Consider the following 15,229-nt stretch of genomic DNA (forward strand, 5'->3'; position numbering starts at 1 on the left):
CGGGAGGCCCGTGGCGGCGCCGACCCGCGCCTCCAGTCCGACAGGTGGCGGGCGTAGGCTCGACGCGTGCACGGTGAGTACAAGGTCCCAGGTGGAAAACTGGTCGTCGTCGACCTCGACGTGGTGGACGGGGACATCGAGGAGTTCCGGCTCGCCGGCGACTTCTTCCTCGAACCCGACGACGCGCTGCCGCTCATCGACGCGGCCGTCAACGGATTGCCGTCGACGACCGACGCCGCCGGCATCGCCGCGGCCGTCCGTGCGGCGCTCCCGGCCGACGCCGTGCTGCTCGGCTTCACACCAGAGTCCGTCGGGGTCGCCGTCCGCCGCGCGTTGTCCCGTGCGTCGTCGTGGCGGGACTACGACTGGCAGATCATCCACGAGGGTCCGATCAGCCCGAACGAGCACCTCGCGCTCGACCAGGTGCTGACCGAGGAAGTCGGCGCCGGTCGCCGCGGTCCGACCCTGCGCATCTGGGAGTGGGACCAGCCCGCCGTCGTCATCGGGTCGTTCCAATCGCTGAAGAACGAGGTCGACCCGGCCGGCGCCGAGAAGTTCGGTGTGCAGGTGGTGCGGCGGATCTCCGGCGGCGGCGCGATGTTCATGGACGCCGGCGCGATCATCTCGTACTCGCTCTACGTCCCCGCGGACCTGGTGCAGGGAATGACGTTCGCCGACTCCTACGCCTACCTGGACGAGTGGGTGATCGAGGCGCTGAAGTCCCTCGGCATCGACGCGTACTACCAGCCGCTCAACGACATCACCTCGGCCAAGGGCAAGATCGGCGGCGCTGCGCAGAAGCGCCTCGGCACCGGATCACTGCTCCACCACGCCACCATGAGCTACGACATGGACGGCGAGAAGATGGTCCAGGTGCTGCGGATCGGGCGCGAGAAGATGAGCGACAAGGGGACGACGTCGGCCGCGAAGCGCGTGGACCCGCTGCGCTCGCAGACCGGGCTGTCCCGCGCCGAGATCATCGACCGGCTGATCGGCACGTTCACGAAGCTGTACGGGGCGACTCCCGGCGCGGTGACCGATGCCGAGCGCGAGAAGGCGCAGGAGCTCGTGCGCACGAAGTTCGCGACGAAGGAGTGGCTCGAGCGGGTGCCCTGAGCGAGCTCGTGGTGGGCGGCCGGAGCAGAGGGGGGACGCTCCGGCCGCCGCTCGACCAGTGTGACGACCGAGTCCATGAACCACACGTGCGGATCATGAGAATCCCCCGCGCGGCTGATGTCGTGGCCGGATCGTCCACGTAGCGTCGCTCGCGTGAGCTGGTTGATCTTCCTGGGGGCGGTGGCCGCCGTGGCCGTCGTGGTGTGGATCGCCGATCGCGTGGGGTGGATCGACCTGTCGAACAAGTCCACGCGCAGCGGCGGATCCGGAGGCATCGGCGGGATGCTGGACGAGGTGTTCGCGCCGACCCGCCACGAGACGGGGGCCGAGTACGAACGGCAGTCGCGCCTCCCGAAGGAGGCACCGTCACCGGCGGACGACGACCACGACCTGCTCAGCGGCAGCGTGCTCATCAAGGTGCCGGCGGTGCGGAGCGCCGGTCGGCACGAAGCGCGCGTCGAGACGCACGACCGGTCCTACTGACCGGACGGCAGTTCAACGGCGCGCGGGGCGCGGCGCGCAGTGCGCAGTGCGCGATGTGCCGCGCGTCAGCGCGTCGTGAGTTCCTGGTAGTCCGGGTGCCGTTCGATCCACGCGCGGACGTAGCTGCACTGCGGCACGACCCGGAGGCTGCCGTCGCGCACGTCGTCGAGCGCGTGCTGCACGAGGATCGACGCGTGCCCGCCACCGCGGTGCGACGGGTCGACCTCGGTGTGGACGAAGCGGATCTCGTCGCCGTCGACCTCGTACGCCGCGAAGCCGATGACCTCGCCGTCCTCGACCAGGGAGTACTGCTGCTTGTCGGTGTCGTTGCGGACCTCGGGTGCTGCCATGCGCCGAGGCTACGCCGCGAGGCCGAGTCGCCGCTGGCTGCGCTGGCTGCGCTGGCTGCGCTGGCTGCGCTTTCTGCGCGGGGACCGGTGCGTCGCCGCTGGCTGCGCCACAATGGTCCCGTGCACACGGGAGACGACCGAGGCCCGGACCGAGTCGTCCTCGGCGACGCCCTCGACGTGACCCCGGCGCTCGCCGACGAGACGTTCACCATCGTGTACCTCGACCCGCCGTTCAACACGGGGCGGTACCAGCGGCGGCATGCTTCGTCCGCAGTACCGAGCGCCGACGGGCCGGTGATGGGGTTCCACGGACGGACCTACGAGCGGGTCCGCGGTGACCTGATGCGGTTCGACGACCGGTTCGAGGACTACTGGACGTTCCTCGAGCCCCGGCTGATCGAGGCCTGGCGACTCCTCACCACCGACGGCACCCTGTACCTGCACCTCGACTACCGCGAGTCGCACTACGCGAAGGTCCTGCTCGACGCGCTGTTCGGCCGCGAGTCGTTCCTGAACGAGATCGTCTGGGCCTACGACTACGGCGCCAAGTCCAAGTCGCGGTGGCCGACCAAGCACGACACGATCCTGGTCTACGTGAAGGACCCGTCGCAGTACTGGTTCGACTCGTCGGCGGTCGACCGCGAGCCGTACATGGCGCCGGGGCTCGTCACTGCGGAGAAGCGCGAGCGCGGCAAGCTCCCCACCGACGTCTGGTGGCACACGATCGTGTCGCCGACCGGCAAGGAGAAGACCGGCTACCCGACGCAGAAGCCCGAGGGGGTGTTGCGGCGCATCGTGCAGGCGTCCTCACGCGAGGGGGACTGGGTGCTCGACTTCTTCGCCGGCAGCGGGACGACCGGCGCGGTGGCGTCGGCGCTCGGACGGCGGTACGTGCTCGTCGACGACAACCCGGCCGCGGTCGAGGTCATGCGGAAGCGGTTGCCGGCGGCCTCGTTCGAGGTGGCGGGTGCGGGTGCGGGTGCGGGGCAGGGTGGTCGCGCGGGCGAGGTGCCGGCGGGCTGACGGGCGCTGCGGGCTGACGGGCGCGGCGGCGGCCGCGCGTGGGTGGTGGCGGCCGCGTCGGCGCATGCGGGTGCATCGTGCGACGTTCCACGAGGTGATCGACGCGTGTCCTGTCGGAACATGCACGCGCACACGATACGGGTGCATGCTGCGACGTTCCACGAGGTGATCGACGCGTGTCCTGTCGGAACATGCACACGCACTGAGGGCGCGCGCAGTGCGACATCCTCGACGTCGTACGACATCGAGGACGACGCAACCGCGCGCCCGCAACGGTTGCACGCGCGCAGAGACGACAAGGTCGACGTCGTGCGACGTCGACCTTGTCGTTCCGAGTCGGCAGGGCAGGCCTGCGCCCGCGCCTACTCGGCCGAGTGCCGCCCGTGCGGGTGCGCCTCGTCCGCGTCGTCCAGCCGGGAGGCCCGGCTCGCCTCCGCAGCGTCGGCCCCGGTCGCAGGGGCGCCGGCGTCCACCACCGGGGCAGCGTGGGCAGCCCGGGTCCGGATCGCACCGGTCGTCGTCGGGGGTTCGTCCACGGGCGCAGCCGCCGAGTGGGCGCCGTGCGTCGTGGCGTCGGGCAGCGGCGCGCGAGTGCCGTCCGTGGCGACGTCGTTCGGCGGCACGTCGTTCGGCAGCACCGACACGTCTGACGATCCGGCCGCGCGTGCTGACCGGGGCTGGGCGGGCACGTCGGGCGAGGTCGGCACCGAGTCCGACGACGCGATCGCAGCCGAACCCGATCCGGCGCCGGCAGCACCCGCGCCCGCACCGGCAGCCGCAGCGTCGGCGTCAGCGGTCCGTGCGGCGTCCGCCTGCTCCTGCAGCGCCGAGGTCTTGCGCAGCGGCGGCACCCGGAAGAACCAGGTCAGCACGAACGCGAGCAGGATCACCGCGAGGCCGACGTAGTACACGCGCACGGCCGAGTCGCTGAAACCGACCAGGAACGGACGGGTGAGTCGCTTGTCCGCGCCGTTCAGGAACGAGGTGTCGCTCGTCGCCGCGGAACCGGACGAGCTCGCACTCGAGTCGCCGCTCTTCAGCTGCTTGATGAGCGTCGGGGCGACCTCGTCGACGACGTTCTCGCGTTGTGCCTTGTCCGAGTAGTCGACCTGCAGCGTGCCGTCGACGACGGTCGCGTTCGCCTTGGCCGCAGCTGTCTCGAGGGCCTGCTGTTCCGCGGCCGGCTTGGCGTCGTCGACCTGCTGGGCGATGACGGTGTCGGCTGCGGCGGCGGGGAGCTTGCCGGCCGCGACCTGCTGCTGCACGGCGGCCGTGACCTGCTTCGTGACGGCAGCGTCGGCGGCTTCCTTCGCCTGCACGGCGCCGTCGTTCAGGCCGTCCTGCACGTTCTTCTGCACGGGATCGACGATCTTCGTCCAGATCTGGTCCATCACGCCCTTGTTCTCGGACGCGTTCGCGACCGAGGGGGTGAGCGCGGCGTTGAGGGCGCTCTTCAGGTCGGTCTCGTTCTGCATCGCCGCGGTGATGTTCGTCGGCATCAGGGTGAACAGGACGGACAGCAGCACGGCGGTGCCCATGGTGCCGCCGATCTGCCGGAAGAACGTCGCGGCGCTGGTGGCGACACCGATGTCCCGCGGGGACACCGAGTTCTGCGCCGCGAGGGTCAGCGTCTGCATGAGCTGCCCGAGCCCGAGGCCGATGCCGAACATGCCGAGCATCAGGAACCAGAGGGGGCGGTCGGCCGTCAGGAAGGTCAGGACCGTGAAGCCGATGGCCGTGAACGCCGTGCCCGTGATCGGGAAGACCTGGTAGTTGCCGGTCCGCGAGATGATCTGGCCCGAGGCGATCGACGAGATCATCAGACCGAGCACCATCGGGAGCATCGCGAACCCGGACTCGGTCGGGGTGACGCCCTTCACGATCTGCAGGTACAGCGGGATGGTCAGCATCGCGCCGAACATGCCGAAGCCGACGAGCACCGACAAGATCGCGGACATCGAGAACACCCGCGAGCCGAACAGCTTCATCGGCAGGATCGCGTCGCTGCCCATCGCCCGTTCGACGATGATGAACGCGATCAGACCGGCCGCACCGATGCCGTAGCAAGCGAAGGCGCCGGGGGAGCTCCAGCCCCACTCGCGGCCCTGCTCGGCGATGAGCAGCAACGGCACGAGCGTGACGATGACGAGCGTCGCACCCCACCAGTCGATCCGGGGCTTGCCGCGGTCGCCGAACTTCGGCAGGTGCAGGAACGTCAGCACCATGAACAGCGCGATGACGCCGATCGGCACGTTGATCAGGAACACCCAGCGCCAGCCGGAGATGAACAGCAGCTCGCTCGCGCCGGCGAAGACGCCACCGACGAGCGGTCCGATCACGGACGAGATGCCGAAGACGGCCAGGAAGTAGCCCTGGTACTTCGCCCGCTCGCGGGGGGCGAGCATGTCGCCCATGATCGCCAGCGGCAGGGACATCAGGCCACCGGCACCGAGACCCTGCAGCGCACGGAACCCGGCGAGCATGAGCATCGAGGTCGAGAACGACGCCGCGAACGAGCCGACGATGAAGATGCCGATCGCCGTGATGAACAGCGGCCGCCGACCGAAGATGTCGGAGAGCTTGCCGTAGATCGGCGTCGTCACGGTCGAGGCGATCAGGTACCCGGTGGTGACCCAGGCCTGCTGGTCGAGGCCGTGCAGGTCGTCACCGATGGTGCGGATCGCGGTGCCGACGATCGTCTGGTCGAGGGCTCCGAGGAACATCCCGGCCATCAGGCCGTAGATCACCAACAGGATCTGTCGGTGGTTCATCACGACGTTGGACGCCGTGGTGGGGGCCGCGGGTGCGGTCGCCGTCTGGGTCATGAGCAGGGTCTCCCGGTACCGATGCGCTGGCGAAACGATTTTTGCGCTGCCTGCAAAGTTACATCTGCCGCAAGTGCTCGGTTGCTCAGGAGCGGCTTCCTGTGTGGATCGGCAGTCACGGTACGCCCGGATCGCGGGCTCGGTGACGATCCCGGTCCACGGCCAGGAGGCCCGGCTCGGCCCCGTCAGACCGCCGCGGTCTCCACGACCCGGGCCACACCCCGTGCCGCCAGCGCCGCGGGGTCGGCTGCGGTCCGGCTCGTCACGACGGTCACGGCCTCGCCGGCGGCGCGCAGGCGGTGCCAGCGCTCGAAGACGGGGCCGCCCGGTGCCAGGTCCGCCCGACGGATCGGCAGGTCGGCGTCGTCGACGTCGACCACCACGGCACTCGTCCGCGGGGTCGGGATCGGGGACGAGCGACGTGCGTCGGCGACGACCTCGGCGTAGCGCCGGCCGAGCGGCTTCACGCGGTTGTCGACGTCGAGCAGACCGAGCGAGTACTCCAGGTCCTTGAAGTCGCCCAGGTCGCGGGAGACGTCGTGGGAGCACCACCACGTGACCGCGTGCAGGCGTTCGGTCGTGAGGGCCGCGGCGACCGTGCGCTCGAGGAACTCGGGCATCTCGGACTCGGCGAGGTGCCGGTCGGGCGCTCCGACCTCCTGCAGCCAGACGGGTCGCTCGAGGTCGGTGGCGAAGGCGCGGGCGAGCTCGATCATCCACTCGGCGTGCCGGACGGACTCGTCGGAGAGTGCGCCGTACCGACCGGCCACCCCGTTGAAGATCCAGGAGTGCACGGTCGTGACGTCTCCGAGCCGGCTGGCGTGCGCCGGCACGAACGGGTGGCCGTCGCGGTACCAGAGGTGGTCGTTCTCGGAGTGCGTGACGACGTGCCGCGGGTCCTTGTCGTGTGGTGCGCCGAGCAGGGACTCGAGCCAGTGCGTCACCTGCGCGGTGTCGGCGGGCATCGCGGCGGGGTTCGGCGGCTGGAACTGGTTGAGCTCGTTGCCCAGGGTCAGCCCGGTGAAGTTCGGGCGGTCGCGCACCGCGTCGTACACGGCGGCGACCAGGGCGGCCTGCGCGTCGATCGCCGGCTGGTCGGTGAACATGTTGCCGTCGTGCCAGTTCACGAGCCACGCGGGGACGAAGTCGAAGCCGGACATGTGCCCCTGGACGACGTCGACGCTGGCGTCCAGCCCGAACTCGGCGGCGATGTCGACCACCAGGGCCACGTCGTCGAGGGCCCGTCGGCGGATGAGCGTGCGGTTCGGCTGCAGGGTCGGCCACAGCGGGAACAGCCGGACGTGGTCGAGGCCGAGGGCGGCGATCGCCTCGAGGTCGCGGCGGATCGCTGATGCCTCCACCGACTGCCACTGGAACATCCAGTCGGTCGAGGGCACGTAGTTCACGCCGAAGCGCGTGGCGGTGGTCATCGGTCTCCTTCGATCAGGGAACGGTGGCGGCGGCTGGGGCGGGGCCGGTCGAGCCGCGGACGTGCAGGGCGCGCCCGCCGACCTCGGCATCGGTGACCTCGTCGCCGCGGACGAGTCGTTCGACCAGGGCGACAGCGGTGCGGGCGGACTCCTCGACGGGGGCGTCCAGGGCGGTCAGGGACGGACGCACGATCGACGAGACCCACGAGTCCTCCCACGCGACGACGGACAGGTCCTCGGGCACGCGGACACCGAGCTCGGGGGCGTGCGCGATCACCTCGGCCGCGATCGCCTCGCCGTCCAGGACGATCGCCGTGGCGCGGTCCAGTCGGGCGAGCAGGTCGGCCACCGGGTCCTCGGCGTCGGCTCGCCACCCGAGCACGAGCGCGTCCACGCCCCGGCGCGCGGCTGCGGCGGTGAAGCGGGCGTCGCGGGCGCCGGTGTGCGCGAGCGCCGGGCCGTCCCCGACGCGGGCGATCCGGCGGTGCCCGAGCGAACCGAGGTGGTCGAGCAGGGACTCGGTCGCATCGGCGTCACCCACCGTGACCGCCGGGACGGTGCTGCCGGGGATCGGTGCGCCGAGCATGACAGCCGGGGCCGCCAGGTGCTGGAGCAACGGGATGCGGGGATCGTCGGTCCGGACGTCGACGAGCAGGAAGCCGTCGACCCGCTGCTCGGTCCACCACTGCCGGTAGACGGCGGCTTCGTCGTCGGCCTGCACGAGGGTCACGGACAGCGACCAGCCGATCGCGGCGAGGGGTTCGGTCAGCCCGGCGATCAGCCGCATCGTGAACGGGTCGCGCTGGAAGGTGTCGCGTGAGCGGGCGAGGACCAGTCCCAGGCTGCGACCCGCGTTGCCGGAGAGCTTGCGGCTCGCCAGGTTCGGCCGCCAGTTCAGGTCGTCGGCGGCCTTGCGGATGCGGGCTGCGGTGGCGGCGGACACGTTCGGCCGCCCGTTGAACACGTGCGAGACGGCCGAGGTCGAGACGCCGGCGCGCTTGGCGACCTGCGCGATGGTCACACGGCGTCGGTCGACGGCTCCGGCAGTGGTGTCGCTCATGCCGTCGAGCGTAGAGGCTTGACCCCGTCGTGTAAAGCGGTATACGTTGCTCGTCACCTGAAGTACACCGCTGTACCAAATGCATCGCGATCGCTCCACCATCCACTGCCAGGGAGGCACCGTGACGGACGGCATCAGTAGGCGCACCCTCATCGGGGCCGGGCTCGGCGCCGGCATCCTCGCGCCGATCCTGGCCGGGTGCAGCGCCCTCACCCCGGCCTCCAGCGGCCCCGGCACGCTGAGCGTGCACACCCAGCTCAGCGGCGCGGTCGCGGGTGCGCAGACGTTCACGGACGTCGTCGCCGACTACCGCCGCCGCACGGACCGCAAGGTCGCCCTGCTGTCGAACGGGTCCGACCTGCCGATCGTCTTCGAGACGAGTTCCCTCGCCGGCAAGGAAGCCGACGTCGCGATCGTGAACATGGTCGGGCGGACGTTGTCCTGGACGGGTGAGGACGCCACGATCGACGTCTCCCGGTACCTCGACGAGTGGGACCTGCGCGACAAGATCATCCCCGAGGCACTCGAGGAGTGGACCGACGACCAGGGCCGGCTCCGGGCGTTCCCGTTCACCCGGACGAACTGGCCGGTGTCGTTCAACACGGCGCTGCTCGAACAGGCCGGAGTCAGCGAGATCCCGACGACCTCGGACGCGCTCATCGCCGCAGCCGACCGCCTGCGCTCCGCCGGCATCGGGCCGGTCACCGTCGGCGGGTCGGACTGGAGCGGGCAGAAGCTCCTCATGCAGGTGATCCAGGGGTTCGTGTCCCAGGACGAAGCGGCGAAGGTCTTCTCCACGGGCAGGATCTCGGAGAGCGCCGGTGCGGTCCGCGGCGTCGAGCACTTCGTCGAGCTCCGCGACGCCGGGGTCTTCGTGGACTCGGTGCAGGGGTTCACCTCGGACTCCGAACTGACGCAGTTCACCACGCGCAAGGCCGCGATCGTCCCCGCGATGTCCTCCGCCCTGGCGCTGGTGTCGAAGGAACGCGCGAAGGAGGTCACCGTGGGCGGCTGGCCGGTCCCCTCACAGCACGCGGCCATCGCGCACCCGAGCGTCATCAAGAGCTACAACGGGCACGGCATCTGGATCAGCGAGAACGGCCGGGCGAAGCTCGACCTCATCAAGCCCTTCGTGCAGTACCTGTACTCGTCGGCGGTGACGACCGAGTTCGTCCTCGACTCCGGCCGCGACATGAGCCGGATCACCGACACGGTCAGCCGCGACTTCCCGCTCGTCGCCCAGGCGTCGAAGCTCACCGACGACCAGGTCACCCCGGTGATGCTGCCCGACCTGCTCGTGCCCGACTCGGCGTACGAGCCGATGATCCGCGCGACCAGCCTGGCGTACGGATCGGGAACCTCGGCCGACCGCATCATCGACCTCTTCGAGCGCGCCTACACGGCCGCCTGACCCACCCGACCCTGCGAGAAGGAGCTCCCCATGGCAGTGCTCGTCGAGGAACCACCCGTCCGGTCCGCATCGACCCCGTCCGGGCCCGCCCGCCGTGGATCCCGCGCCGTCGGCAGCAGCCGCGGCAGCTTCCCGACCTTCGCGATCCCGGCGCTCGTCTGGTACGGCCTGTTCATGATCGGGCCGGTCGTCGCGATGATCGTGATCGCCTTCCTGAGCTGGCCCGGCATGCTCGTCTCGCCGACGTTCGCGGGGCTCGACAACTTCCGGGTGCTGTTCTCCGACGAGACGTTCTGGGCCGCGGTCCGGAACAGCACGGTGCAGATCGTGGTGGGGCTGCCGATCATGATCGTGCTGGCGTTCCTGCTCGCCTTCCACGTCGTGCAGAAGCCGCGCGGGCACAAGGTGCTCCGCTACCTGCTCTTCATCCCGGCGCTCATCTCGGCACCGGCCACGGCGATGATGTTCTACGCGATGCTCAACCCCGACGGCCTGGTCAACGGGGTGCTCGCGACGCTCGGCATCGGCGGCAAGGCCTGGCTGGCCGACCCCGCGACCGCCCTCGGTGCGCTCATCGTCGTCGACCTGTGGGCCGGCATCGGGTACTCGGCGGTGCTCATCGCGAGCCGGCTCGACGGCGTCGACACCGAGATCGTGCAGGCCGCCCGCATGGACGGCGCCGGGTCGTGGCGCCTGGCGTGGGGTGTGTACTGGCCGATCGCCCGCGACTTCATCGGGGTGGTGGCGATGCTGCAGTTCCTCTCGATGCTCTTCAGCTCGGCGCAGAACGTGCTCCTGCTGACCCAGGGCGGCCCGGGCACCGCGACCACGACGCTGTCGTACCTCGTGTACCAGAAGGCGTTCGTCGACACCGACCTCGGCTACAGCCAGGCCGTCGGCGTCGTCCTGTTCGTGCTCGGACTCGCCGGGATGTTCGTCATCCGCCGTGTCCTGCGCAAGACCCACTGACCGTGACGCCACTGACCTTGGCGCCCCTGACCGACCGCCCCTGACCGACAGACCCCGGGAGACCACCTTGGCGAAGCCCACCGCCGGCATCCGGCTGCGTGACCGGATCGGCTCCATCACGAGCGGCACCGTGGCGTGGATCTACGCTGCTCTGCTGATCCTGCCCTTCTACTACTTCGTGGTGTCGTCGTTCAAGGACAACGACGGCATCTTCGAGTCCCCGTTGGCGCTGCCCGCGTCGTGGGACTTGTCGAACTTCACCGAGGCGATCCGCCAGGCCTCGCTCGGACCGGCCATCGCGAACTCGGCGATCACGACGGTGGCGGCCCTCGTGCTGACCCTCGTCCTCGCGCTGCCGGCGTCGTTCGCCCTCGCCCGGGCCACCGGCCGCGCCGGACGGATCGTCGAGGGACTGTTCTCGCTCGGGTTCCTCATCCCGTCGTTCGCGGCGCTGTTCCCGACGTTCCTGCTCGCCGCCGGGATGGGGCTGTTCCACACCCGGACGTTCCTCGTGCTCCTGCTGCCGGCGACCGCGATGCCCCTGGCCGTCGTGATCCTGACGCAGTTCATGCGGACGATCCCGCGCGAGCTGGAGGAGGCTGCATCGATGGACGGCGCCTCGGCGTGGCAGGTGATGCGCCAGGTGTACCTGCCGATCTGCATCCCGGGCATCGCCACGGTGCTGCTGCTGAACTTCCTGTCGTTCTGGAACGAGTACCTGTACGCGCTGGTGCTCATCGGGCCGGACACCGCGCAGCGGACGATCCAGGTGGCGCTCCCGACGCTGAAGGTCGACGCCGGCACCGACTACGGGATGCTCATGGCCGGCACGCTGTTCACGCTGCTGCCGGTGTACCTCGTGTACTCGATCCTGCAGCGCCAGATGCAGCGCGCCCTGGTCTCCGGAGCGATCAAGGGATGACCGGCCACCCGACCGAGCACCCGACCGAGCACCCGGCCGAGCACCCGACCGCGACCAGCCTCGACGTCCGCGCCCGCATCGGCCAGCTCAACCAGCGTCTGAAGGGCTGGGAGGCCGTCCGCTGGGTCGACGGCCGCCCGCGGATCACCGACGTCCTGCGCGCCGAGGTCGACCGGTGGGGCGGGATCGGCGCGGTCTACGGTGTGCTCCGCGCCGATCCCTGGTCCGGCGTGCACTGGGGCAACGGCATCCCGCCCGAACGCTCCGCCGAGGCCTACGCCGCCGTGCAGGACCACGTCGTCGCCCACAGCGACGGCGGCGTCCCCACGCTCTTCGTGGAAGAGGTCCCGCACGGGCTGCAGGCCCTCGGCGGCACGACGGTGCCCGTGAACCTCGCGCTCGGGGCCGCGATGGACGAGCAGCTCGTCGAGGACCTCGCGGCCGCGATCGCCGCCGAGGTCCGCGCCCGCGGTACCCACGTCGCCCTCGTCTCCGGGCTCGACGTCCTGCGCGACCCCCGGTGGGGTCGGAGCGAGGAGTGCTGGTCGGAGGACGCCGCGCTCACCGCGATCATGGTCGCCGCCACCGTCCGGGGGATGCAGGGCGGCGGCCCGGGCCCGATCGACGACCGACACGTCGCGGTCGTCGCGAAGCACCTGGCCGGACAGGGCGCCGGCATCGGCGGCCGGAACGGCTCCGGTGCCCCGATCGGCCGCCGCGAGCTCGCCGAGGTGCACCTGCCGCCGGCGCTCGCCGCGGCACGCGAACACGTCGCGGGGTTCATGGCGGCGTACAACGACGTCGACGGGGTGCCGTGCTGCGGCAACCGCGACCTGCTCACCACCACGATCCGCGACACCTGGGGCTGGGACGGGCTCGTGATGGCCGACGGCACCGCCATCGACCGGCTGCGCGACGTCACCCCCGACCCGGCCTCGGCGGCGGCGCTCGCACTCCGTGCCGGGGTCGACCTGAGCCTGTGGGACGAGGCGTACACGCACCTCGACGAGGCACTGGACCGGGGTCTGGTCAGCACCGACGACCTGGACCGCGCGGTGGACCGGGTGCTCGCCCTCAAGCGCCGCGTCGGCCTGCTCGCGACACCCACAGCACCACCAGCGACACCCGCACCTGCACCTGCACCTGCACCCGCACCAGGCCCGGTCGAGAACGCCGCGCCACCGGAGCGCGCGACCGTCGCGCTCGCCGAGCGTGCCGCCCGCCGCGCCGTGGTCGCCCTGGGCGGAGCGCTGCCCGCGATCGCACCCGACGCCGTCGTCGCCGTGGTCGGCCCGAACGCCGACGACGTCGACGCCCTGCTCGGCGACTACTCACCTCCGCGGCCGCCCGACGACCCCGGTGCGTCCACCGTCCGCTCCGCCCTGGAGGACCGGCTCGGCCCCGCCCGGATCCGCACCGCCCGGGGCAGCGGGCTCCGACAGCCCCTGCCGGGCCCCGACGGGCTCCTCGCAGTCCGCACGGCACTCCTCGGCGCCGACGTGGCCGTGGTGGTGCTCGGTGGCTCGAGCCGCCGCGCGTACGACGACGGCTTCGAGGACAACGGCGCCGTCAGCGGTCCGGCACCGGACACCACGAACGGCGAGGGGGTCGACCTGGCCTCGATCGCCGTGCCCGAGGCGCAGCTCGACGTGCTCCGCGCCGCCCGCGAGAGCGGTCTGCCGGTCGTCGCGGTCGTCGTCGACGGTCGACCGCGGGTCCTGACCGAGGTGCTCGCCCTGGCGGACAGCGTGCTGGTCGTGCCGTTCCCGGGGCCCTCCGGTGGTCGAGCCGTCGCGGACGTGCTGTTCGGTGCCCCGGCCGAGGGGCGACTCCCCGCGACGTGGCCCGGCGCCGACGGTGTCCTGCCCGTGGCGCACGACGAGCGCCTCGAGACGGCACGCGGCTACGTCGACGTGGCCAGCCGCTCGACCGTGACCGGTGCACCCGGGCCGGGTGGCGGGGTGGACGTCCGTCTGGCGGAGGGGAGCGACGCGGTGACTGTTGTGCGCCTCCTGGCCGGGGGGACGGTGACCGTCCCGGTGACGTTGCGCAACACGTCGGACGCGCACCGTCGGGTCTCGGCGCCCCTGTGGGGGCGGCGGCGTGAACCCGGTGTCCGTCCGCGGCGACGGCGACTGCTCGCCCTGGTGACGGTCGACGTGCCCGCCGGCGGGACCGTCGACACCGCGTACGCGCTCGGACTCGATGCGCTCGGCACGTGGGACGCTGGTCTCCGGCTCGGTGCACGGCCGCTCGAACTCGACTGCTGGACGGACGACGTGCTCGATCCACCCGGGTCGACGCGGACCGTCCGCGTCACCGACGGACAGGAGTCAGTGCGATGGGTGTCGTGACGCAGACGCAGCTCGAGGAGATCACGCCGACGCTGGTGGCTGCCGCCGACCGGGTCCGGGCCGCGGTCGGCACCGAGGTCGGCGACCGCGTGGAGCGCGCGCTGGTCCGCACGCTGCGGGACACGATCTCGCTCGACGACGACGGCGCCTTCGTGATCACGGGGGACATCCCGGCGATGTGGCTCCGCGACTCGACGACGCAGATGACCCCGTACCTGCGGTTCGTGGCGGAGGACCCGGCGCTCGCGGAGCTGCTCTGGGCGGTCGTGCGGCGGCAGTTCCGGCTGATCGAGCACGACCCGTACGCCAACTCGTTCAACCGCGAACCGAACGGCGCGCACTACGACGCCGACGACCGCAACGCCGACCCGCTGGTGTGGGAGCAGAAGTACGAGGTCGACAGCCTGGCCTACCCGGTGACCTTCGCGCACGCGCTGTGGCGGACGACTGGGTCGACCGCGGTGCTCGACGAGCGGGCCCATCGGGTGTTCCGCACGATCGTGGCGCAGTGGCGGGCCGAACAGGACCACGACGCCTCGGCCTACCGGTTCGTGCGCGATGGGGCCATCCCGACCGAGACCCTCGAGCGCGACGGCCGCGGCACCCCGGTCGCGGTGACGGGCATGACGTGGTGCGGGTTCCGCCCGTCGGACGACGCCTGCACGTACGGCTACAACGTGCCCGCGAACCTGTTCGCCGCCGAGGCGCTGCTCGCCGTCGCCGCGATCGCGCGGGACGTCTGGTCCGACACCGGTCTGGCGGACGACGCCGACGTGCTGCGCGCGAGCATCCAGGACGGTGTCCGGCAGCACGGCGTCGTGCCCGGGCCGGCGGGCGAGGACGTCTACGCCTACGAGGTCGACGGGCTGGGCGGCGTGCTGTGCATGGACGACGCGAACACCCCGTCGCTGCTGTCCCTGCCGTTGTCCGCGCCGTCGGTGCTCGACCACTCGGTGTGGGCGGCGACGCGGGACTTCGTGCTGTCACCGGCGAACCCGTACTGGTTCAGCGGCACCGCGGCGGCCGGCGTCGGCAGCCCGCACACGTTGCCGCAGCGGGTGTGGCCGATCGCCCTGGCGGTCGAGGGGCTCGTGTCCGGGTCGCCGGCGCGTCGCCGGGAGCTGCTCGACGTGCTCGTGGCGACCGACGGCGGGACCGGCGACATGCACGAGTCGTTCGACGTCGAGGACCCGGCGCAGTTCTCGCGCCCGTGGTTCTCGTGGGCCGACGCGATGTTCTGCGAACTGGCACTGGCGGCGGCCGAGGACTGATCCTCGACCGCCGCC

At 71.3% G+C, this 15,229-nt stretch carries 12 protein-coding genes; 8 read left to right on the forward strand and 4 right to left on the reverse strand.

Annotated features, from left to right (window positions below):
- The first annotated feature begins 66 nt into the window (after positions 1-66).
- Together ITJ60_RS15425 and ITJ60_RS15430 are read left to right on the forward strand one after the other, a co-directional pair.
- Complete coding sequence (locus tag ITJ60_RS15425) at positions 67-1,116, forward strand: lipoate--protein ligase family protein (RefSeq protein ID WP_194648557.1); 1,050 nt, start codon at positions 67-69, stop codon at positions 1,114-1,116.
- Between the two features lie 153 nt (positions 1,117-1,269).
- Positions 1,270-1,599, forward strand: a complete 330-nt coding sequence (locus ITJ60_RS15430; RefSeq protein ID WP_194648558.1) for a hypothetical protein — start codon at positions 1,270-1,272, stop codon at positions 1,597-1,599.
- A 65-nt stretch (positions 1,600-1,664) separates the two neighbouring features.
- Here ITJ60_RS15430 and ITJ60_RS15435 read toward each other — a convergent pair whose 3' ends face one another.
- The gene (locus tag ITJ60_RS15435; RefSeq protein WP_123293692.1) at positions 1,665-1,949 is read right to left on the reverse strand and encodes a GNAT family N-acetyltransferase; all 285 of its coding nucleotides are present in this window, start codon (positions 1,947-1,949) and stop codon (positions 1,665-1,667) included.
- 120 nt (positions 1,950-2,069) lie between these two features.
- On the opposite strand from ITJ60_RS15435, the gene ITJ60_RS15440 reads away from it, so the two are divergent.
- The gene (locus ITJ60_RS15440; protein ID WP_323749193.1) at positions 2,070-2,972 is read left to right on the forward strand and encodes a DNA-methyltransferase; all 903 of its coding nucleotides are present in this window, start codon (positions 2,070-2,072) and stop codon (positions 2,970-2,972) included.
- Between the two features lie 362 nt (positions 2,973-3,334).
- Here the strand turns inward: ITJ60_RS15440 and ITJ60_RS15445 are convergent, their stop codons facing one another.
- The 3 genes from ITJ60_RS15445 to ITJ60_RS15455 all read right to left on the reverse strand — a co-directional run bounded on the left by ITJ60_RS15445 (position 3,335) and on the right by ITJ60_RS15455 (position 8,287).
- On the reverse strand, positions 3,335-5,797 hold the full coding sequence (locus tag ITJ60_RS15445) for a DHA2 family efflux MFS transporter permease subunit (RefSeq protein ID WP_194648559.1): 2,463 nt from the start codon (positions 5,795-5,797) through the stop codon (positions 3,335-3,337).
- Between the two features lie 185 nt (positions 5,798-5,982).
- Positions 5,983-7,227, reverse strand: a complete 1,245-nt coding sequence (locus ITJ60_RS15450; protein WP_194648560.1) for a glycoside hydrolase 5 family protein — start codon at positions 7,225-7,227, stop codon at positions 5,983-5,985.
- A gap of 13 nt (positions 7,228-7,240) precedes the next feature.
- Positions 7,241-8,287: a LacI family DNA-binding transcriptional regulator gene (locus tag ITJ60_RS15455; protein ID WP_194648561.1), complete on the reverse strand. Its 1,047-nt coding sequence runs from the start codon at positions 8,285-8,287 to the stop codon at positions 7,241-7,243.
- A gap of 121 nt (positions 8,288-8,408) precedes the next feature.
- On the opposite strand from ITJ60_RS15455, the gene ITJ60_RS15460 reads away from it, so the two are divergent.
- From ITJ60_RS15460 to ITJ60_RS15480, 5 genes are all read left to right on the forward strand, one after another.
- A complete protein-coding gene (locus ITJ60_RS15460) occupies positions 8,409-9,698 on the forward strand; it encodes an ABC transporter substrate-binding protein (RefSeq protein WP_194648562.1) in 1,290 nt (429 codons plus the stop codon).
- Positions 9,699-9,728: 30 nt separating this feature from the next.
- Entirely contained in the window at positions 9,729-10,667 is a 939-nt protein-coding gene (locus ITJ60_RS15465) for a carbohydrate ABC transporter permease (RefSeq protein ID WP_194648563.1), read from the forward strand.
- Positions 10,668-10,734: 67 nt separating this feature from the next.
- A complete protein-coding gene (locus ITJ60_RS15470; RefSeq protein ID WP_123293697.1) occupies positions 10,735-11,589 on the forward strand; it encodes a carbohydrate ABC transporter permease in 855 nt (284 codons plus the stop codon).
- Positions 11,586-13,943, forward strand: coding sequence for a beta-glucosidase (locus ITJ60_RS15475; RefSeq protein WP_194648564.1), 2,358 nt, complete (start codon positions 11,586-11,588; stop codon positions 13,941-13,943). Before ITJ60_RS15470 ends, ITJ60_RS15475 begins: the two co-directional genes overlap by 4 nt.
- Positions 13,940-15,214 carry a glycoside hydrolase family 125 protein gene (locus ITJ60_RS15480; RefSeq protein ID WP_323749194.1) on the forward strand — a complete coding sequence of 425 codons (1,275 nt, stop codon included), beginning with the start codon at positions 13,940-13,942 and terminating at the stop codon, positions 15,212-15,214. Before ITJ60_RS15475 ends, ITJ60_RS15480 begins: the two co-directional genes overlap by 4 nt.
- Positions 15,215-15,229: the final 15 nt, after the last annotated feature.

Origin of the sequence: Curtobacterium sp. VKM Ac-2884 (genome assembly GCF_015350945.1) — a bacterium.
In the GTDB taxonomy this organism is placed as follows: domain Bacteria; phylum Actinomycetota; class Actinomycetes; order Actinomycetales; family Microbacteriaceae; genus Curtobacterium.

Coding starts and splice junctions, on each gene's coding strand:
- ITJ60_RS15435 (WP_123293692.1), bottom strand. CDS start 1,949: ATGGCAGCACCCGAGGTCCGCAACGACACCGACAAGCAGCAGTACTCC.
- ITJ60_RS15445 (WP_194648559.1), bottom strand. CDS start 5,797: ATGACCCAGACGGCGACCGCACCCGCGGCCCCCACCACGGCGTCCAAC.
- ITJ60_RS15450 (WP_194648560.1), bottom strand. CDS start 7,227: ATGACCACCGCCACGCGCTTCGGCGTGAACTACGTGCCCTCGACCGAC.
- ITJ60_RS15455 (WP_194648561.1), bottom strand. CDS start 8,287: ATGAGCGACACCACTGCCGGAGCCGTCGACCGACGCCGTGTGACCATC.
- ITJ60_RS15465 (WP_194648563.1), top strand. CDS start 9,729: ATGGCAGTGCTCGTCGAGGAACCACCCGTCCGGTCCGCATCGACCCCG.
- ITJ60_RS15475 (WP_194648564.1), top strand. CDS start 11,586: ATGACCGGCCACCCGACCGAGCACCCGACCGAGCACCCGGCCGAGCAC.